The following is a 19,640-nucleotide window of genomic DNA, read 5'->3' as shown; positions in this document are numbered from 1 at the left end:
TCCTATCAGCTGCTCGTCACAGCTCCCTTTTGTAATTCGTACATTTGCGCATACAGTCCGCTTTGCTCCATGAGCTCTTCGTGGCTGCCGCGTTCGACAATCTCACCCTTTTCTAACACCAAAATCATGTCAGCTTTCTTAATAGTAGATAATCGGTGTGCAATGACAAAAGTGGTTCGTCCTTCTTTGACGACATCTAGTGCCCGCTGAATGATGGCTTCTGTTTCTGTATCAATGTTAGCCGTCGCTTCATCTAGAATTAAGATCGCTGGATCGTATGCCAGTGCACGGGCAAATGAAATCAATTGACGCTCCCCAGAGGAAAGAGTACTCCCCTTTTCAACAACTGGTTCATCAAAACCTTCAGGCAAATGCTTTAATAGTTCTGCTGCGCCCACTTGCTTTAACGATGTTTCAATCGTTTCTCTTTTAATGTCTTCATTTCCTAAACTGACATTGGATGCAATCGTTCCAGAGAACAAATAAGGATCTTGAAGTACAATGCCCATTTGCTTACGCAGCGTTTGGCGCGACTGATCATAGATGCTTTCTCCATCAATGAGGATGTCCCCATGCTGAATATCATAAAAACGCAGCAGCAAATTCATGATCGAACTTTTCCCAGAACCGGTATGTCCAACGAGTGCCACCGTCTGACCTTTTTTCGCCTCAAAGGTGATGTTCTTTAATACATTTTTCCCTTCATTATACGCAAAGGTAACATCCTGAAATTGAACGTGCCCCTCGATTTTCTTCTGAACCGGTTCTTCCACTTCAGTACCAGGCTCATCTAATAATCGAAAGACCCGTTCAGATGAAACCCTTGCTAATTCTAATCTAGAAAATTGATTCACAATGCCTGTAATCGGCTGGAACAAACGATTTAAATAATCGACAAATGCATAGAGCACCCCAATCGATACAATGCCCGTGGCACTTAAGGACGCACCGCCAAAATACCAAATGAGTGCGACATATGCTAAGTTCCGAAGCAGATTCACCAAGTTATGTGAGAGCAGTGAATTTAAATGAAGCATCTTTCGCTGATATCGAAAGTGATTGTTATTCAGCTCATCAAACTCTTCTTTTGTTGCTTGTTCATGTCGAAATGCTTGAATAATCGTCATTCCTTGAATGGCTTCATTTAGCTTGGCATTAATTTCACTGATGATGGATCGAATGCGATGATTGTAAACCGACGCAAACTTTCTGTAAGTCATCGACCATAGGAAAATAATCGGAACAGCCACTAAACAAATGAGCGCCAGCTTCACATTTAATAAAAACATGGCGATATAAATGCCAATCATGTAAATGGCACTCGTGACGAAATTCGCTAGTACTGTGACATATAAATCACGAATGGTTTCTGTGTCATTGGTAATCCGCGCGACAACCTTTCCAGCCGGTAAATTATCAAAATACCGAATCGGAAGCGTTTGAATATGTTCAAATACGTCCACTCGCATTTTTTGAATAATGCGATTTGCAATACGCTGGAGTAAATAGTGCTGCCCATATTGAAAGAAAATCGCAATGACGAGCATCCCAAAATAAAATAGAACAAGCTGCACCAAACCACTGATTTCCGGCTGATAAAAAGCGAAGATTTCCTCTTTGGATAAACGCTGTACCTGATACGTCTCACGCTCGCTCCCATTTTCAATGGTGAGCTGATCCCCTTTTATTGTCCGGCTCCCGTCAAATCGAATCGGTTCATTCACAAAATAGTACCCAAATCCGACTTGCACGACATTGATTTGCTTTCCAGCTTCATTTTGATTCTGTAGCCGGTCACTTCTTATATAGTTATTTCCCTGGTAATAAACCGTTTTATTTGTTTTTTCATTTACCTCAACATACGGTTTTTCTACACCTAAAATATGATCATCAATCATTTTTTTCCCAATGAAAGGTCCTGTCAACTCAGCACCAACTGCAATGATCAGAAAGATCAAAGCAACAGACAATACTTTTTTATACAGGAGTGCATAGGCAAGAAGTCTTCTCCCTGTTGTCATGCCTCATCCCCTCCTTCCAGCTGATTTGTCAGCTGTTGACGCAGAAATTGCTCTTTATACCATCCATCCTGCTGAATAAGCGCTTGATGGGTTCCCTTTTGAACAATACGCCCTTCTTCCATGACAAGAATGAGATCCGCATGCTCTACAGCTGATAGACGGTGGGTTGTAATAAATGTCGTTTTCCCATGACGATTTTGTCTTAAATTCTCTAAAATAGCCGTTTCTGTTTTTGCATCAACTGCAGATAACGAGTCATCCAAAATCAAAATGTCTGGATCAATTAATAAAGCACGTGCAATGGAAATCCGCTGCTTCTGTCCTCCTGACAGCGCCACTCCCTTTTCTCCAACCATGGTTTCCAAGCCTTCTGGTAAAAGGCGTAAATCCTTTTCAAAGTAAGCATCTTTAATCGCTTGTGCTAATTCAGCTTCTTTCGCGTCTCTATGACCGAAACGCATATTCTCTTCTACACTTTTTGAGAAAAGGACATGATCTTGCGGAACATAGCCAATCCATTGGAACAGTTGATCCAATTCAATGTCATCAATTGGAACACCTGAAAACAAGATCTTTCCATCACCTGTCGGATACTGACGAAGAAGCTGTTTGACAATCGTTGTTTTTCCGCTTCCCGTTTTTCCTGTAATACCAATCGTTTGCCCTTTTCGTACAGTAAAGGAGACATCCGTTAGATTATCTTTAGAGGAAGTTGGATATCTAAATGTCACATGTTCAAATTGAATATCGCCAGGCTCTTGTAATCTTTTTGGCTTGGCTGCGTCAGTTACATCCGGTTGATAACTGAGTGTATGATTCAACCGGTCTAATGAGGCATTTCCTCTTTGCATGATATTAATCAATTCACCAATGGCAAACATTGGCCAGATCATCATCCCCAGATAGACGTTAAATGCGACAAGCTCACCAATGGTTAAATCACTTTGGAACACAAGATATGCGCCATAACCGATACCGATTAAATAACTGATCCCCACAAGCAATTTCACCGTCGGCTCAAACAATGAATCAATGATCGCCACTCTCATATTTTTTTGAAAAACATCATCTGTCATTTCTCGAAAGCGATTAACATCTTGTTTTTCCTGTACAAAAGACCGAATCACCCGAATGCCGGCAACTGATTCTAATACACGATCATTCATATCACCAAATGCATCTTGAGCGACTGTAAAGCGTTCATGAATTTTACTGCCATAAAACGCTATCAAAATCGCCATCAGTGGCATTGGAATAATGGCCATTAAAGTTAATTTCCAGCTGATCGTCAGCCCCATCGTAAAAAAGATCATGAGCATGTAAGCAGTGGAATCGACTAATGTTAAAACGCCAAATCCTGTTGTTAAAGCCACAGCATTCAAATCATTTGTACCTAGTGCCATTAGATTTCCGGTTTTTTTCTTTTCATAAAAGGTGGGTGTCATCTTAAGTAAGTGGCGCATTAATTTTCCGCGCATCACACGCTCCATGACATTTGCGCCGCCAAATAACTGATACATCCAAAAATAGGTGAGCGCATAGACACTGACACCAAGTAAGCAAAAAATGGTTACGTAAAACAGAATACTGGATGTTGTAAATTGACCAGACCGAATGTCATCAACTGCTTGACCTAGATACCTCGGTGGCAGCATTTCAAGCACATTCACAATGAGCAGCAGCGTAATGGCGATTGTATAGCGCCTCCACTCTTGTTTAAAGAACCAGCCTAATTTCACAAATACTGAAAACATGTTTGTCTCTCCTTTTAAAGCTAGCCGCTTTCTATATTTTCCTGATTTTCACCTTGTTTCGTTTTTTGAGCTTTTGTCATTTGTCTTGCCTTTGGCATGTTCACATGCTTTCACTCCTCTTCATTTAGTTGTTGATGCATTCCATTATTTCGAGATACGAAATGTATACAACAAAAAAAGAGGCAACCAGCTGACTGGTACGCCTCTTTTATACATGATAAAAAGGCGCATGTTGACAAATACGCAACATACGCCTTGATTCATCCGATCAATTGGAACATACGAGTCCCTTTTCAATGACCAATGAAGGTGTAATTGTCACGTGAATCAACCCATTCATGCAGTTTGATTTCATTCTTCCAATGATGTTGCACATGACATTTCCTCCTTTTGGCTCTTGAATCTTTTTTTATCTTATAGTGGCTGTCACTATTTTGTCAATAAATATTTTTCAATAAATGAAATTTTCTAACAAAAAGTTCACACCCTTTATGTGTATCTTTTTCAGATATCGGGTATACCATGAACGTATAGACTCCTTTTGAAAGGAATGAGGACATTGTTTCAAGCTGATCGGATGGTCGTTGCGTTTGATGGACATGAAGACAGTAAGAAAGCATTAAAGAAGGCAATCGCTTTAGCCAAAACGTTGCATGCCAAGCTAACCGTTGCCTACGCTCATGATGGGAAATCCAGCAGACAGGTGTTTGATGCACCTCGCCCAATGACTGGCGGCGCTTATATCGGAGGCGGCATGGCAGACCTTCAAACACCCCCTGTGTATGTACCTCATGATGAACAGCAAAGTCCCTTGATTTTTGAAGATCATACAGAAGAGGTCGTTGCAGAAGCAAGAATGCTGTTAAATGAAGAGCAGTTTGAAGCTGCAATTGAAATTGTTGAAGGGGAGCCTGCAGAAGCGATTATCGAATACGCTGAAGAGATTTCAGCAGACCTCATCGTCATGGGAGCACGTGACCAAAGCAGATTGAAAAAAATGCTCTTTGGCAGTGTGAGTGAAAAGTTATCGTCCAAATCAGATATACCTGTACTGATCGTGAAATAAATGTCATCACAAAAGGCTAAAATGAACTTTATTTTAGCCCTTTGTCTTCTTTTCAGCGTGATAGAAAACCTTTGCAGCCCTAGGAAGGACGAGTACTGGCGCGGAGCGAATTTGACATTCGTGAGCACCAGCACGCAGGACTGACACCGAATGCGAGGGTTTGTCTACACGCTGAAAGGCTGTAAACATTGGTTTACAGCCTTTTTCCTTTTACGAAGAAATAGATGCTTCGCTTTCATGCTTAATTTTTTTCTGGAACCCTTCCTGTACACGCTTCGTGATCTCCCCTGGAACACCTTCCCCAACTGGCTGACCATCTATCTCTACAATTGGAATCACTTCAGCTGTCGTTGAACTAATGAAAATTTCCTGCGCATGCAAAAGTTCGTCTTTACTCATGCGGGTTTCTTCCACACGACATCCTTCTTCCTGACAAACCTCTAGCAGCTTTCTACGTGTAATGCCGTTTAAAATCAGGTTATTTGCTGGGTGTGTACGAATGACACCGTCAATGACGGCATACACATTCGAGGACGTTCCCTCTGTCACAAAGCCGTCTCTTATTAAAATCGCTTCAAACGCACCAGCTTCAGACGCTTTCTGCTTTTCCATGACGTTATATAAAAGGTTTAAGCTTTTAATATCACATCTTAACCAGCGAAGATCTTCAGACAATAGAGCTTTCGCACCAGCTGTCTGCTCTTGAATAGGCTTTTTCACTTGAAATGTATATGCCGTAATCTGAGGGGTAAGTGCACCATATTGATGTTTACGAGGTGCGACGCCTCGCGTGACTTGAATATACACGCCGCCATCAATCACTTGATTATCTGCGACTAGCTTCTTCAAATTCTCTTCCATATCGGATACTGTACCTTGCAGATGAATGCCGATTTCCTTTGCACTCTTGAATAGACGCTCAGTATGCTCTTTTAATGTAAACAAAGTTCCATTATATACGCGGATGACCTCATAGACTCCGTCGCCAAATTGATAGCCTCTGTCTTCAATATCAACATGTGCATCTTTTTTTTCAATAAAATCCCCATTGTACAATACTTTCATATGGAATCTCCCCTTCGCTTTGCTTAATGGTTGAATCTGATGCTATCTTAGCGGATAAATGTAAACGTTTCAATGATTATTCAGAATTATTTCATATCCATTTGACTGGATAACCTTCTATTGTAACAAATATAGATTCATAACCAAAAAGATTCCAATTTTTTAGCATCTTCTATATTCATAGGCTCTTTTTTCCTGTATACTTACTCCATATGAGCACGACAAAAAACAGCGAAAAAAGACAGAATCCACTACATGATTCGACACAAACTACTGATTTATTGGAGCGATTGTAATGCAACGGGTTACGAAAAAACAGACACCTTCAAACACGATGCTGCTCTCAAAGGCAATTGGTCTAGTCATTCTGACATTGATCCTTTTTTTCATTTGGGATATATCTAAAACCAATATGCAGGCAGCAGATCAACCGAATGAAGTGTCTGCGAGCAGTCCATTTCGAGACACAAGTACAAGTCTGAAAGCAAAAGATGATTCGCCAAAAACATTAGATGCACATTTTAAGATCAATCCAAACAAACATGTAACGGATCAAACGATCTTTTTGACCTTTGATGATGGCCCTTCTGCTACATCAAATCAGCTGTTAGATGTGCTAAAATCACAGCAAGTGAAGGCCACATTCTTTATGCTCGGGCCGCAAATCAAAGAACACCCAACAGCTGTGAAAAGACTTCATCAAGAAGGTCATCAATTAGGACTTCATGGCATCACGCATGATGTGAAACGCTTTTATCAAAAAAGTGATTCTCCTGTAAATGAGATGAAAGAAGATCAACGTATATTGGCTTCTGTTACTGGTGAATATACACATCTTGTGAGAACACCTTATGGCAGTTCTCCAAACTTAACAGACCAGCAAAAAACACGTTTAAAACAAAAAGGCTTTGTATACTGGGACTGGACCATTGACAGTCTTGACTGGAAATATAAAAGCTCAAAATATGTACCAGAAGTATTAAATCAGCTGCAAGTGCTTGAAACCAAGTACCCGAAAGAGCCAAAAATCATCTTAATGCATGATCAACCAGCTACCGCAAAATACTTAAACAGTCTGATCACACAATTAAAGGCGAAGGGCTACACGTTTGAAGTCCTTGATGAAACAATGAAGCCACTACAGCAATAAAGAAAACCCGCACCTGTTGGATGCGGGTTTTTTATGATTTATAAAGCATTCACAAGCTCGCCAATTCGTTCGTGAAAGACAAGATCAAACAGCGGATCGAATTCCGTTTCACTTAAATTCATCATGACCTTAAAGATGGAAGGATGATGAGCAGCATCTTCTGGAATATATCGTGCTGGTGCCACTTCTAAGGAAGTTCCCATGACGAGCAGCATGTCCGTTTGCTGGAGCGATTTCTCCACTTGATCAAAGTGCTTCACCATGTCTCCAAAAAGGACAACATCTGTTTTAAGTACTCGTCCACATGTGCGGCCGTCTGATGAAATCCGCTCACAAACCGGCACCTCTTCTTGTAATAAATAAGGCAGTTCGTATGTTGACCCGCATGATGGACATGTAGCTGTTTGAATGGAACCATGCAGTTCATACACATGCTGGCTTCCCGCTTTTTTATGCAGACCATCGATATTTTGCGTGAAAATATCCACGCGTTTTCCTTGCTTTTCTAAATTGGCTAAAAAAGCATGTCCAGCGTTTGGCTCGTACTCTCCACTCATCTTCATTTGAAACAATTCTTTGAATTTCGGCCAAAATTGATGAGGATGTGATAAAAAGTAAGACCGGCTCATTGCCTCCATGCGAGAGGTATCTTCTGTCCATAGTCCACCCGTTGATCTAAAATCGGGAATTCCCGATTCTGTGCTCATCCCAGCACCTGAAAGGACCGTAATATGTGAGGCCTTTGATAATCTCTCTCTTAGCGCTGCCACTTTTGTTTGATCCAACCACCATTCCTCCTTTATTCACCGAGCTGTTTCTCACCTTTTTGTTTCATATAAATGGTCTGTCCAGGGAAAGCAAATTCTACCCCTTCTTCATGGAAAATATCAATAATGCGATAGTTAATATCCTGCTTAATATCCAGGTTTTCAGACCAAGCGGTTGTGTTTGTATAAAAGTTAAAGAATAAATTTAAATAGCTGTCTGCCAGCACATCGAGATTCACCATAATCGTTTCCTTATGAACCCCATCATGCTCATAAAGCATTTGCTTCAGACGTTTGATGCACTTATCAATGTTTTCTTTCGGTGTATTGTAAGATACGCGAACGGAGAACGTAATTTGACGTTTATTCATTCTCGTCCAATTTGTGATCGGCTCCTTTGAAAGGGTCGAATTTGGCACGGTCACCACCGCTTCAGCAGGTGTTCTAAATTTTGTGCTTCGGAAGGTAATGTCCTCTACAGTTCCAAGTACACTTGGAGTCTCTACAAAATCGCCCATTGTAAAAGGCTTCTCTGTAATAATCACAATTCCTCCAAAAAAGTTTGCCACTGTATCCTGCGCAGCGAGCGCAAAAGCAAGACCACCTAGACCAAGCCCTGCCACAAGTCCGTTCACATCATAATTAAACTCTTGTGCAATGACGCTAATACTCAGTGCAATAATAATAAAACGAAGAACCTTTGATAAAAATGGCGCTAAAATATCATCCATCTCTAATTCAAATTTTGAATTCACTTTTTGAAATAAGAAAGAAGAAGCTGCGGTTAGATTACAAAGTCCCCACGTCAGCATCAAAATAATAGAAGATCTATACAATTTGACAATAACATCCATATGGTGCTCAAAGTATGGGGCTTGTCTTAACGCAAAATATAAACCTAGTGCCACAAAAAACAGTCTCGCAGGTTTTTCAAACGCCACGACAATTTGGTTAATGACTTCGGTTTTAGACCGATTTGTCAGCTTAAAGAGCAGGTGAAACAAGTATTTCGTAAATACTTTTCGAAGTAATAAAAAAAGCAATAAAATACAAAGGCTAATGCCTATTTGGATCGCAATATCGACTGTAAAATATGTATCCATCCATTTTTGTGTAAACATCTCTGTCTCTCTCCTTTAAAACAATCCTCTCTAGTTTATAATATAACCTTCGTTTATGTCCTCTCTTAAATGTCTGACCTCTATATAAAAAGCCTCGGGACCTATCCCGAGGCATGATGTTCAATTATGAAATTTTGGCTTGAGACATATCGACGGGCAGCAAACTACTTTTTCTTCTGAGCCTGATCAAGGAGAGTCGCTTTAAACATTTCAGCATCCGTTTCGGCCTTAATACGTTCTTCCACTCTAATTCTCCCTTTACCCAATCATCTCGCCTCCTTTTCATCATTATAAAACATCAGAATTTTCAGTCAACATGACGAAAGCACTAATATTTTGACGAACGCTGACGATTTGGACAAAATTGATCGAAGAAAAATTGATGTAATTCAGGTTTACTCAATCAAAGCTTGCTCTATTCCTGTAAACTTTTCAAAATGATACATCAAGCTTTTTCAGTACTGAGGTTCCATGATAATACGGCGCTCTTCTTCTCCATATAGTAAAGAAGGAAAACCAACAAAGCATTTGATATGATAAGACCAGAACTTATGTCAGGGAGCTGGAGCAAGTGTATATTATCGCACATAGAGGGTCATCAAGCGCAGCCCCAGAAAATACAATCGCTGCGTTTGATGTAGCTGTCGAGCAAGGAGCAGATTATATTGAATTAGACGTACAAATGACAATGGATCAGCACGTCGTCGTCATCCATGATGATACCGTTGATCGAACGACGAACGGAAACGGTTTAGTCAAAAGCTATACACTTGATCAGTTGAAAAAATTGGACGCAGGAAGCTGGTTTGACCACCAGTATACGAATGAACGAATTCCAACATTACAAGAAATTCTTGAAAGATACAGTCAGCGGATTGGGATATTGATCGAGATCAAACACCCAAAACGGCAGATAGGAATCGAAAAGGCCGTTGCCCGCATCATCAATCGGTTTGCCTATTCTCGTCATATAATGATTCAATCTTTTGATGTTCATGCACTGCAAAGAATCAAAGCATTCGCCCCTTCTCTTCGCACAGCTTTGATTATAAAGCCTGATGCATTTAAACTAACGAAACGAAAGTTAACGACATACAGCTCGTTTGCAAATTGTCTTAATATGAAGAAAACGATGATCAATAGATGGTGGATAGACCGCATCCACACATTCGGGATGGATGTGTTTATATGGACTGTAAAAGATCAAAAAACAGCGGATCGAATCAAAAAATATCCAATTGATGGTGTGGTAACCGATAACCCGCTATTTTTTCAAAAGGAGAAATGATGCAGATGAAAACTTATTTCGCCGTTTTTATCGGTGGATTGATTGGTACACTTTGCAGATATGAACTAAGTCAAACTGTCATCAGCCAGACATTCCCCTATGCAACGATGATTGAAAATATTTCCGGCAGCCTGCTTCTTGGTTTTGCGACAGGATACTTTCTATTTCAGAAAGGAAAAAAAGATCTTGCAGCTTTGATTGGAACAGGTTTTTGCGGCGGGTTTACGACCATGTCCACCTTTTCTAAAGAGACAGTTCTTCTGTTACAGGCAGGGCAGTTCAATTTAAGTATGATGTACATCCTGCTCTCAGTCATTGCTGGAGTAGCCGCTGCTTTAGCTGGCCTGATCCTTGCTGAACGGCTCTTTCATCAAAATAAGCAGCAGAAAGGAAGCAGATAAATGATTGTTTTTTGTACAGCTGTAGCTGGAGGGATCGGTAGTGCATGTCGTTTCTTCATCAGCCAAACAATCCAGAAAACTCCATCCCATGCCCTTTTCCCGTACAGTATTATTTTCATTAATTTATTAGGTGCAGCCGGTTTGGGTTTTCTCACAGGAGCTTTAACGTCCAATCATCCACTGCTAGTGATCATAGGAACCGGTTTTTTTGGCGGCTTTACCACATTCTCTACGTTTAGTGTAGAATCTGCGACGATGCTGATGCAGCGTCAAATAGGAAAGCTTGCTGCCTATTTACTTGTGACAATTATCGGCTCTTTATGCCTTTTTGCGGCGTTTTATCAAATAGGACAACTTCTGTTTTAAATATCTGTGATGGCAGCTAGGCTGATGAGCAGTTGATCCATCAGCTGTCGCTTCATTAAAAATAGTGTCTTCTCACTATAGCCGATTTCGATTGCACATTTTGCCATGCGCCAATCTCGAAAATACTTATAATCAATGAGCTGCTGCTCTATTTCATCCAATTCTTTTAAAGCCGTTTCAATACAAGCAACAATCAGTTCATACTGACTTTTCTGCTCTTCTAATTTTTGACGTGCCATATGATGATGTTGGAGAGAACTTCGTTTTTCAAGCTGTCTTTCAATATTTAAAATGGCTGCTTGATAGTTCTTGAAATTTTTTAAATGAAACTCAATACGTTTCATTGAGGTTTTTTTCTCCGTGATACTTGCTGTTTCATACCAGAGCATGTCCATCCCCCTTTTACGAACGTTTGTTCTTATTATATACGAACATATATTCTCAAAAAAGAGGCTAAATACCTAAAAAAACCTTGAGCTTATTTTTCGCTCAAGGTCATTTCATTTACTAACAGCGGCTCTTTTATATCAAGCCCTGTGCGTGTATTTTCTTTTTCTGATGATGTGACGCCTTTTTTCAGGTCGATCTTTTTCACATAGCGTCCATCCATCTCCAAGACCTTCATCCGAATATCATCAAGGTAAATGGATTGTCCTTCTCGGATATCAATGTTCTCATTTAAGATTAGCCCGCCTATCGTATCAATTTCTTCATCATGATATGACATTTCGATCAAATCTTGAACTTCCTCTAATCTCACTTTTCCATCTAATATATAATGATGCTCCGCTCTCTTTTGAATGACCGGCTGCTCATCTTCATCGAATTCATCTCGAATGTCTCCAACAATCTCTTCTAAAATATCCTCCGTTGTGACAAGTCCAGATGTCCCGCCATATTCATCCGTTAAAATCGCCATATGCATTCGATCGCGCTGCATCTTGACGAGAAGCTCTTGAATTGGAATCGTGTCAATCACTTCAATCACTGGATAAATATAATCTTGAAGCTTCAGTTGATCTTTTTCTCCTAGATACACAATATCTGCAAAGAGCTGCTTTTTGTTGAGCATGCCAATGACATGGTCTTTATCCCCTGAAAACACGGGGAAGCGTGTGTACTTTTCCTTTGTCATGATCGCCAGTATTTCGTCTAACGGCATATCTTCTGGAATCGCACAAATTTCTCTTCGCGGTATCATAATTTCTCTTGCGATTCGATTATCAAAATCGAATATCTTGTTCATATAATTATACTCTGATGAGTTGATTTCCCCATTTTTTAAGCTTTCAGATAATAAAATCTTTAATTCCTCTTCGGAATGGGAATGTTCTTTTTCAGACCCCATATCGATACCCATCATTTTCGTTAGTACACGGGCTGACCCGTTCAACACATAAATGAAAGGGTACATAAGGATATAAAATGCATGCAGCGGTCCTGACAGCCAAAGCGTCATTTTTTCTGCCTTTTGTATGGCAAGTGTTTTTGGTGCAAGCTCGCCAACAACTACATGCAAAAAGGTAATAATAGAGAACGCAAGTGTTGCTGAGATCAGGCTGATTGCTGAATCAGGAATGTTTGTCAAACCAAAACCTCGAACTAAAAGTTCTTTTACTGCCGGTTTACCGATCCACCCTAAACCAAGGGATGTCACTGTAATACCAAGCTGGCAGGCTGACAAATATTCATCTAGCCTTGATGTCACCTTTTTCGCCATGATAGCCTTTTTGGACCCTTCGGCAACAAGCTGATTAATTCTTGAACTTCTCACCTTTACAATGGCAAATTCAGATGCAACAAAGAAAGCTGTTAAAGCAATCAAAACTCCGACTATACTCAGATTAACAATATCGTCCATTTAACCTTGCTCTTTCTTAGAAGAACAAGGAGTCACCTCCTGATTGATGATGTTGTCTTTTGCAAAACGGTTAACTGATTAAATAAGACTACTTTGAGGGCCCCACTTAACCACCTCCGGTTCACGTAAAATCCGTCTCTCTACATATATATGAAACGGTATTCATTTTATCTTACCATAAATAATCTGAAAATTCCTGTATCGCTACAGTATTTTAGAGATGACAACCTAAATTGATGGAAATGCCCTTTGTTTCTTCATATTGGCAGGAAATCTGAACAATTATCTTGTATTTCAGACTCGAATTATATTAAACTATTTTCATAAACTATAACGTGACGGTTAGGAGGAGATGTTCAGATGGGGCTGAGAAAAAGTATCGTATTGGTGAACTAGCACAGATTGCACAGGTGACGAAACGAACTGTAGATTATTATACGAATCTAGGGTTGCTTGCGCCTGTTAGATCTTGCTCTAATTATCGTTATTACGATGAACATGCTTTAAAACGATTACAATTAATCGTTCTTTGCAAACAGCAGAGATTGGCTCTTTCTGACATCAAATCCAGATTAGATGAACAATTCCCTTCTCAAAAGGAAGAACATGACGAACTTGTCCATTTAACCTCTGATATCGATCGGATGAATGAGCATATGGACCGCATTTTGGCACGTTGTAAGCAGCTTCAGCCAGAACAACGTGAAAAACTAAAAGAGCAGCTTACTCCTGAAAAAATGACGGCTGTCCAATCATTTTTACTGCTGTTAAGTTAAAATTTTTACTAAACAGGAGGTGTTACCTTCGTTCTCAAAGTCAGAACGAAGGCCTTAATTGGACATAGTGAATTTACTCATAGTTGCTTTACTTATAGCTTTAACCGCGTTTTTCGTTGCATCGGAGTTTGCGATCATTCGCTTAAGAAGCTCAAGAATTGATCAATTAATTGCAGAAGGTAATAAAACAGCAGTTGCTGTCAAGCACGTCACGACTCACCTTGATGAGTATCTGTCGGCCTGTCAGCTCGGTATTACCATTACCGCCCTTGGGATTGGTTGGTTAGGGGAAGAAACAATTGCGCACATGCTTGCTCCACTATTTGTAGAGCTGTCGATTCCTCAATCAGCCAGTCATATTGTCACTTTTATTATTGCGTTTAGTATTATGACGTTTTTACACGTCGTGGTTGGAGAGCTTGCACCAAAAACACTCGCCATTCAAAAGGCTGAGCAAGTGTCCCTTCTATTTGCTAGACCGCTTATGATTTTTTACAAAGTGATGTTCCCTTTTATCTGGGTATTAAATGGATCTGCTCGTTTATTAACAAAAGCGTTTGGTCTTCAGCAAGTATCTGAGCATGACATGGCGCACTCTGAAGAAGAATTGCGGATTATTTTATCTGAGAGCTATAAGAGCGGCGAGATTAACCAGTCTGAATTCAAATATGTAAATAAAATTTTTGAATTTGATGACCGTCTGGCGAAAGAAATTATGATTCCTCGTACCGAAGTTGTCAGCTTCCCTCATGATATTACCATTGAGGAAATGCTGAAAGTGACCAAGGTCGAGAAATATACACGTTATCCAATTGAAGATGGCGATAAAGACAACATCATCGGTGTTGTGAATATTAAAGAAGTACTCACTGCATGTATTAGTGGTGAATGTTCCACAAGTGATACGATCGAACATTTTGTAAACCCGATTATTCATGTAATTGAAACAGTTCCTGTTCATGATCTACTGCTTAAAATGCAGCGTGAGCGTGTACACATGGCCATTTTATCAGATGAATATGGCGGTACAGCAGGACTTGTAACAGTTGAAGACATCCTTGAAGAAATCGTCGGTGAGATTCGTGATGAATTCGATATTGATGAAATCAACGAAGTGCGTAAACTGGGAGAAGACCACTATATCTTTGATGGAAAGGTCCTTGTAGATCAAGTTAACCTGCTACTAGGTATTCAGCTTGATAACGAAGAAGTCGACACAATCGGCGGCTGGTTCCTTACACAAAAATATGAAGTCGAGAAAAATGACGCGATTCGTGAACAAGGCTATGAATTTATCATTAATGAAGTCGATGGACACCATGTGGCATACATCGAAGTCAAAAAACTAAACGAACAACTATTAGAAGCAGCTGAAGAAGGCGCTTCTTAAGAAAAAAACGACCCTTGCCTTAGCAAGTGGTCGTTTTCTTTATCCCTTTTCGATTAACTTAGCTTCAAGTTCTTTGATTCTTGTGTTTAATACTTCTGTCATCGCACCTAATCTTTCTTTTGGCGGCAGATGATCAAATTCAGACAGCTCAATCGGTTCACCAATGATTAAGCGCATTTTCCCCTTCTTAAAAAGGCTTTTTGCATTAGAAGGTCCTTTGTACGCTGCTGGTACGATTGGTGATTTGCCGAGCTGCGCAATCGTAACGGCCCCTCTTTTTAAAGGAACATCTTCTGTTGTACGTGTTCCGCTTGGAAAAATCCCAACGATTTTCCCCTCTTTTAATAATTTAATGGGCGTTTTAATACTGCTTGGCCCAGGATTCTCTCGATCAACTGGAAAAGCATGAATCTTCTTTAAAAATCCGCCGATCCATTTATTTGCAAACAATTCTTTTTTCGCCATGTAGTGGATCTCAAACGGAAGAATTCCTGCGCCTAATGCAAGAACATCCACAAAACCCTCATGCGTACAAGCAATGACAAACCCCCGGTCTGTTGGCAGATTCTCTTTTTGATATACTTTGATTCCGCCTCGGAGAGCAAAAAATGCTTTGACGGTATAGCCTGAAAATTTATACATAGTGCACTTCCTTTGTTTGAAGAATGAAGGATTTGTTTCTATTATAACAAATTTTTTATTACCTGGTACTAAAAATTTTCTCCTGCTGATAAAATAGAGACGGTTCACTAAAATCATCTTTTCACTTAAGAGACCGCTCCTTCTGTATTCAAGTATGTGTTTTTAGGAGAGAATAGAGGAAGAAATGTGTCCAAAATTGTCGTTTTTTGAGTTTTTTTCCTGATTTGTTCTATTGAAAACACTTTATAAATGATGCAAATTTCGCTATGATAAGGAGAAATGATTTTGATTCGGTGAAAGAGATGAGTAATGTACGGCCTATGAGAAGTTTCGTGCAACTTTATGCCTTTCTTATGCGTGTATAACATAGAGGGGAGAAAAATCAGTGACGATCGATGAAATTTATCAAATGTATATGAACGATGTTTACAGGTTTCTGCTCTCCATGACAAAAGACAAACATTTGGCAGAAGACTTATTGCAGGAAACCTTTATGCGTGCTTATATACATATTCATTCCTACGACCATAGCAAAGTGAAACCTTGGTTATTTCAGGTGGCACGAAATGCTTTTATTGATTATGTCAGGAAACATAAAAAAGAAGTGACCATATCGGATGATCTCATTGGCGGCCTTTTACAAACGTCTGTACAAAGTCCTGCTGAACAGATTGAAATAAAAGAAGTCCTCAACATGTATTTGGAGCAGCTTCCAGATAACTACAAGGAAGCGTTGACATTGTATTATTTAAAAGAACTGAATTACAAAGAAGCATCCAAGGTCATGAATATTACTGAAGCAAATTTTAAAAGTGTTTTATTTCGTGCAAGGCAGCGCCTAAAAGCACTATATAACAGAGGTGTTAATGATGAATGAAGAGTTTAATAAGCGATGGGAACAATATAATAATGGCGAGATGAACGAAGAAGAAATGATGGCGTTTGAAGAAGAGCTCGAAGAAAATGAAAAACGCTTAAGCCAAGAACTGAATGACTCAGATTGGACAGACTTCTCCATCAGTCCTGAAAAACAAAAAGCCATTTTACAATACGGAAAAAGAAAGTCCTATTTACGTATTTCTGTGCTTGCTGTTATATCTACGCTGATTATTTTACCGCTTTGTACACTAGGTAGTTATCTATACTACGGCGTTGGCGGAGCAGACAGTAAAGGCAATCATTTTATGGAAACGGCCGCTGTAACAGTCGCCCTAACAAAACCGAATGTCGCCATTGATATGAAGGATTTAAAAGGGCAGGTCAAACTGTTTGGTATGAACACAGAACTTAAGCTGCAAAAACAAATTGGCAATAAAACAGAAGCCATCGGTAGTGAACAAATCGAAATGTTTTTCGATAAATTAAAGCAGCCTACGATCTCTTATTATGGCGACAGCGCACGTAATACGGAGGATTTCTTTACGCACCCATCGTCTCAGGCAGATACATCTAAAAAACAAACACTCACTACTCTAGACAAGCTACCTGAAGGAACAGTGAGTGAAGTGTATGTATCCTATGACAAAGCATACACACCGAAAGACGTGTATTCATTTGCTAAAAAATATGATATGAAAGTGCTTTGGAATGCGATCAAAACAGAAGATTCATTAAGTGGAAATCAGCGTCCAATCGGTTTTCCCGGGAAAGACTCTGAATTTTTAAAAGAGCTTCAGCACACATCAAAAACAGAGGTTGATCAGTTCAAAGATGCCCTCGCCTATGTCAACCAGCATCCATCCTGGGCAAAAACGATCTCTGGCAGACCTGAACTTGACCTCTCTAACCGAATACGCTACATCAATCAAAATGGTGTCACGGTTTACGGTTCTGTTGTCACAGGTCCTTCTAAAGAAATAGAGAAATTTGTGAAGACAAAACGCATTAAAACGGCCAAAGTGAGCGAGGTGGAATTATGGAATTGGTAAGAATTTTTAAAGAGCATAATGTGTTTGGCTGGATTTCGGTCGGCACCGCTATTTTATCGCTGCTCATGCTGAACCTCGCCATTATTAGCAATGTGACATTTTATTCGTTTCAAATGCTTCCTTTTGCAATGGCCGCAGTTCCATTCGGTGTGATTGAACTGTTCATTAAAAAAGGCCGCACTGGACCAGGTTTTTTAGGCGTCGTTCTGAATATTTTTGTCATCGTTTGTGTCTATGCGATCGTCTCCATTGATGTCGATCTTCAATTAGGTTTTTAATACTAAAAAGCCAGTCATACTTGACTGGCTTTTTCTGTACACTCTTATTTTTTGTTTAATTCGGAGTGCTTTCTTGAATATAAGAAATAGACAACAAGCCCAATGGTAAGCCAGATTAAGAAACGAACAAATGTGATGGTGCCAAGCTTATAAATGAGCAGTCCGCAAGATAGAATAGCCAAGATCGGAATGAGCGGCACTGCGGGGCATCTGAATGCTCTCGGTAAATCAGGCTGTGTTTTTCTCATGACAATGACAGCAACTGAAATCAAAATGAAAGCTGAAAGTGTTCCGATGTTCACTAGACTTGCCAGCTCATCAAGCGGAATGAATCCACCCATTAATGCTGACAATGTTCCAAAGAAAAGAGTATTGATATAAGGTGTTTTATGTTTTGGATGAACCTTTGAAAGAACCTTTGGTACCAAGCCATCACGAGACATGGCAAACATGACACGTGTTTGGCCGTACAGCATGACAAGCATGACCGTGGTCATCCCTAAAATCGCCCCAACATCTACAATACCCGCCACCCAATTTTGACCGGCTACTTGTAAAACAAGAGACACTGGATGGGATACCCCCTCAAAGTTCATAAATGGAACAATGCCTGTCATGATCGCACTGACTACCACATACAACACGGTACAAATCAATAAGGAAGTGATGATTCCTCTTGGCAAGTTGCGGGACGGGTTTTTTGTTTCCTCTGCCGCAGAAGCAACTGCATCAAATCCGATAAATGCAAAGAATACGAGAGCTGCTGCACTTAACACGCCTGAAGTTCCAAAAGGAACGAATGGTGTCCAGTTTTCAGGTTTTACATATTTCACAGCGACTAAAATAAAGAGCAGAATCACCGCAATTTTCATAATGACCATGATGTTGTTGACTCGTTTTGATTCTTTAATACCGAAGTACAGCAAGAAGGTGATGATCATTAAAATAATAAATGCAGGAAGATTAAAATATGTCACTTGACCCTTTAAACCACCTGGTGCTGCTGTTAATTCAACTGGTATATGAATCCCTATCCCATTTAAAAACGACACAAAGTAGCCTGACCAGCCTGCTGAAACGGCACTAGCGGCTAGCATATATTCTAATATCAAATCCCAGCCAATGATAAACGCTAAAAATTCTCCCATAGATGCGTACGTAAATGTATAAACAGATCCTGATACTGGCACTGTGGAAGCGAATTCCGCATATGACAATGCCGCAAATAAACATGCAAGACCTGCAATCACAAATGATAAAACAAGTCCTGGTCCTGCTGTGACGGCGCCTGTACCTGTCAGAACAAATATCCCTGTACCGATAATCGCTCCAATACCAAGCATCGTTAAGTCAAATGAACCTAATTCCTTTCTTAACGCTTTTTCCCCTTGTGTTGCCGCAATTAGCTCTGAAATGCTCTTCTTTCTAAACAACGAATTGCTCATACCATCACTCCCAAAACTTAGTATCCGTCTAAAGACGCCACCACTTCGTAATTCACTTTATTTTCTGAATATTTAGATTTAATTTAACGCAATAAATTAGTGGCGTAAAATTATTATATATGAAAATTAAAAAATGAAAACACTTTTTTTCAAAATAGAGTGAAAATTCTTATTTATCAACAAAATATTTGTCAATCATCAGGGTAGATTTTCTTCAATCTTTATTTAAATCATAGCTTGGCTTCTTCTATTTATTATACAACATACAAAATTATACTTTTTTGATATAATTTTTATAAAGTGAAAATAAAATTATTCTTT

Annotated in this window: 20 protein-coding genes; 10 read left to right on the top strand and 10 right to left on the bottom strand. The window is 39.7% G+C overall.

The window, feature by feature from the left end:
- Nucleotides 1-5: 5 nt before the first annotated feature.
- Together MHB38_RS04850 and MHB38_RS04845 are read right to left on the bottom strand one after the other, a co-directional pair.
- Nucleotides 6-2,021 carry an ABC transporter ATP-binding protein gene (locus MHB38_RS04850; RefSeq protein WP_202734600.1) on the bottom strand — a complete coding sequence of 672 codons (2,016 nt, stop codon included), beginning with the start codon at nt 2,019-2,021 and terminating at the stop codon, nt 6-8.
- Nucleotides 2,018-3,775: an ABC transporter ATP-binding protein gene (locus MHB38_RS04845; RefSeq protein ID WP_017366928.1), complete on the bottom strand. Its 1,758-nt coding sequence runs from the start codon at nt 3,773-3,775 to the stop codon at nt 2,018-2,020. The genes MHB38_RS04850 and MHB38_RS04845 overlap by 4 nt, the downstream gene beginning before the upstream one ends.
- Nucleotides 3,776-4,334: 559 nt before the next feature.
- Between MHB38_RS04845 and MHB38_RS04840 the strand changes: the two genes are divergently transcribed.
- Nucleotides 4,335-4,841 carry a universal stress protein gene (locus MHB38_RS04840; protein WP_017366927.1) on the top strand — a complete coding sequence of 169 codons (507 nt, stop codon included), beginning with the start codon at nt 4,335-4,337 and terminating at the stop codon, nt 4,839-4,841.
- Between the two features lie 210 nt (nt 4,842-5,051).
- Here the strand turns inward: MHB38_RS04840 and dat are convergent, their stop codons facing one another.
- The gene (gene dat / locus MHB38_RS04835; protein ID WP_008348952.1) at nt 5,052-5,906 is read right to left on the bottom strand and encodes a D-amino-acid transaminase; all 855 of its coding nucleotides are present in this window, start codon (nt 5,904-5,906) and stop codon (nt 5,052-5,054) included.
- A gap of 295 nt (nt 5,907-6,201) precedes the next feature.
- On the opposite strand from dat, the gene MHB38_RS04830 reads away from it, so the two are divergent.
- Nucleotides 6,202-7,056 (top strand): polysaccharide deacetylase family protein, encoded by an 855-nt coding sequence (locus MHB38_RS04830; RefSeq protein WP_008348955.1) that lies wholly within the window; start codon nt 6,202-6,204, stop codon nt 7,054-7,056.
- A 38-nt stretch (nt 7,057-7,094) separates the two neighbouring features.
- Here the strand turns inward: MHB38_RS04830 and MHB38_RS04825 are convergent, their stop codons facing one another.
- The 3 genes from MHB38_RS04825 to MHB38_RS04815 form a co-directional block, all read right to left on the bottom strand.
- Complete coding sequence (locus MHB38_RS04825) at nt 7,095-7,826, bottom strand: NAD-dependent protein deacylase (protein WP_026050067.1); 732 nt, start codon at nt 7,824-7,826, stop codon at nt 7,095-7,097.
- A 29-nt stretch (nt 7,827-7,855) separates the two neighbouring features.
- A complete protein-coding gene (locus tag MHB38_RS04820; protein WP_007497114.1) occupies nt 7,856-8,944 on the bottom strand; it encodes a mechanosensitive ion channel family protein in 1,089 nt (362 codons plus the stop codon).
- A 164-nt stretch (nt 8,945-9,108) separates the two neighbouring features.
- Nucleotides 9,109-9,210 (bottom strand): YhdX family protein, encoded by a 102-nt coding sequence (locus tag MHB38_RS04815; protein ID WP_017360338.1) that lies wholly within the window; start codon nt 9,208-9,210, stop codon nt 9,109-9,111.
- A gap of 305 nt (nt 9,211-9,515) precedes the next feature.
- Between MHB38_RS04815 and MHB38_RS04810 the strand changes: the two genes are divergently transcribed.
- From MHB38_RS04810 to MHB38_RS04800, 3 genes are read left to right on the top strand one after another with little or no spacing between them, the layout of a single operon-like run.
- Nucleotides 9,516-10,232, top strand: coding sequence for a glycerophosphodiester phosphodiesterase (locus tag MHB38_RS04810; protein WP_025207021.1), 717 nt, complete (start codon nt 9,516-9,518; stop codon nt 10,230-10,232).
- Nucleotides 10,232-10,633: a fluoride efflux transporter CrcB gene (gene crcB, locus MHB38_RS04805; RefSeq protein ID WP_017366925.1), complete on the top strand. Its 402-nt coding sequence runs from the start codon at nt 10,232-10,234 to the stop codon at nt 10,631-10,633. Before MHB38_RS04810 ends, crcB begins: the two co-directional genes overlap by 1 nt.
- Entirely contained in the window at nt 10,634-10,999 is a 366-nt protein-coding gene (locus tag MHB38_RS04800; RefSeq protein WP_046527367.1) for a CrcB family protein, read from the top strand.
- On the opposite strand, the gene MHB38_RS04795 is transcribed toward MHB38_RS04800, so the two are convergent.
- Both MHB38_RS04795 and MHB38_RS04790 read right to left on the bottom strand, forming a co-directional pair.
- Nucleotides 10,996-11,388 carry a hypothetical protein gene (locus tag MHB38_RS04795; protein ID WP_017360342.1) on the bottom strand — a complete coding sequence of 131 codons (393 nt, stop codon included), beginning with the start codon at nt 11,386-11,388 and terminating at the stop codon, nt 10,996-10,998. The two genes, MHB38_RS04800 and MHB38_RS04795, sit on opposite strands and share 4 nt — an antisense overlap.
- Nucleotides 11,389-11,477: 89 nt before the next feature.
- On the bottom strand, nt 11,478-12,860 hold the full coding sequence (locus MHB38_RS04790) for a hemolysin family protein (protein WP_025207018.1): 1,383 nt from the start codon (nt 12,858-12,860) through the stop codon (nt 11,478-11,480).
- 335 nt (nt 12,861-13,195) lie between these two features.
- Between MHB38_RS04790 and MHB38_RS04785 the strand changes: the two genes are divergently transcribed.
- Together MHB38_RS04785 and MHB38_RS04780 are read left to right on the top strand one after the other, a co-directional pair.
- Nucleotides 13,196-13,636, top strand: a complete 441-nt coding sequence (locus MHB38_RS04785; protein ID WP_076821966.1) for a MerR family transcriptional regulator — start codon at nt 13,196-13,198, stop codon at nt 13,634-13,636.
- 58 nt (nt 13,637-13,694) lie between these two features.
- Nucleotides 13,695-15,026: a hemolysin family protein gene (locus MHB38_RS04780; protein WP_007497105.1), complete on the top strand. Its 1,332-nt coding sequence runs from the start codon at nt 13,695-13,697 to the stop codon at nt 15,024-15,026.
- Nucleotides 15,027-15,065: 39 nt separating this feature from the next.
- Here the strand turns inward: MHB38_RS04780 and MHB38_RS04775 are convergent, their stop codons facing one another.
- Nucleotides 15,066-15,668: a lysophospholipid acyltransferase family protein gene (locus tag MHB38_RS04775; protein WP_017360344.1), complete on the bottom strand. Its 603-nt coding sequence runs from the start codon at nt 15,666-15,668 to the stop codon at nt 15,066-15,068.
- A 385-nt stretch (nt 15,669-16,053) separates the two neighbouring features.
- On the opposite strand from MHB38_RS04775, the gene MHB38_RS04770 reads away from it, so the two are divergent.
- From MHB38_RS04770 to MHB38_RS04760, 3 genes are read left to right on the top strand one after another with little or no spacing between them, the layout of a single operon-like run.
- Nucleotides 16,054-16,545, top strand: coding sequence for a sigma-70 family RNA polymerase sigma factor (locus tag MHB38_RS04770; RefSeq protein WP_008348979.1), 492 nt, complete (start codon nt 16,054-16,056; stop codon nt 16,543-16,545).
- Nucleotides 16,538-17,596: an anti-sigma factor gene (locus MHB38_RS04765; RefSeq protein WP_024719964.1), complete on the top strand. Its 1,059-nt coding sequence runs from the start codon at nt 16,538-16,540 to the stop codon at nt 17,594-17,596. The genes MHB38_RS04770 and MHB38_RS04765 overlap by 8 nt, the downstream gene beginning before the upstream one ends.
- Nucleotides 17,584-17,874 carry a hypothetical protein gene (locus tag MHB38_RS04760; protein ID WP_008348984.1) on the top strand — a complete coding sequence of 97 codons (291 nt, stop codon included), beginning with the start codon at nt 17,584-17,586 and terminating at the stop codon, nt 17,872-17,874. The genes MHB38_RS04765 and MHB38_RS04760 overlap by 13 nt, the downstream gene beginning before the upstream one ends.
- Before the next feature lie 44 nt (nt 17,875-17,918).
- Here MHB38_RS04760 and MHB38_RS04755 read toward each other — a convergent pair whose 3' ends face one another.
- A complete protein-coding gene (locus MHB38_RS04755; RefSeq protein ID WP_017360346.1) occupies nt 17,919-19,319 on the bottom strand; it encodes an amino acid permease in 1,401 nt (466 codons plus the stop codon).
- Between the last annotated feature and the right edge of the window lie 321 nt (nt 19,320-19,640).

The sequence above is a fragment of the Bacillus sp. FSL K6-3176 genome (genome assembly GCF_038003325.1).
GTDB classification, from domain to species: Bacteria; Bacillota; Bacilli; order Bacillales; family Bacillaceae; genus Bacillus; species Bacillus altitudinis.
This window is presented reverse-complemented; position numbering and strand designations above follow the sequence as displayed.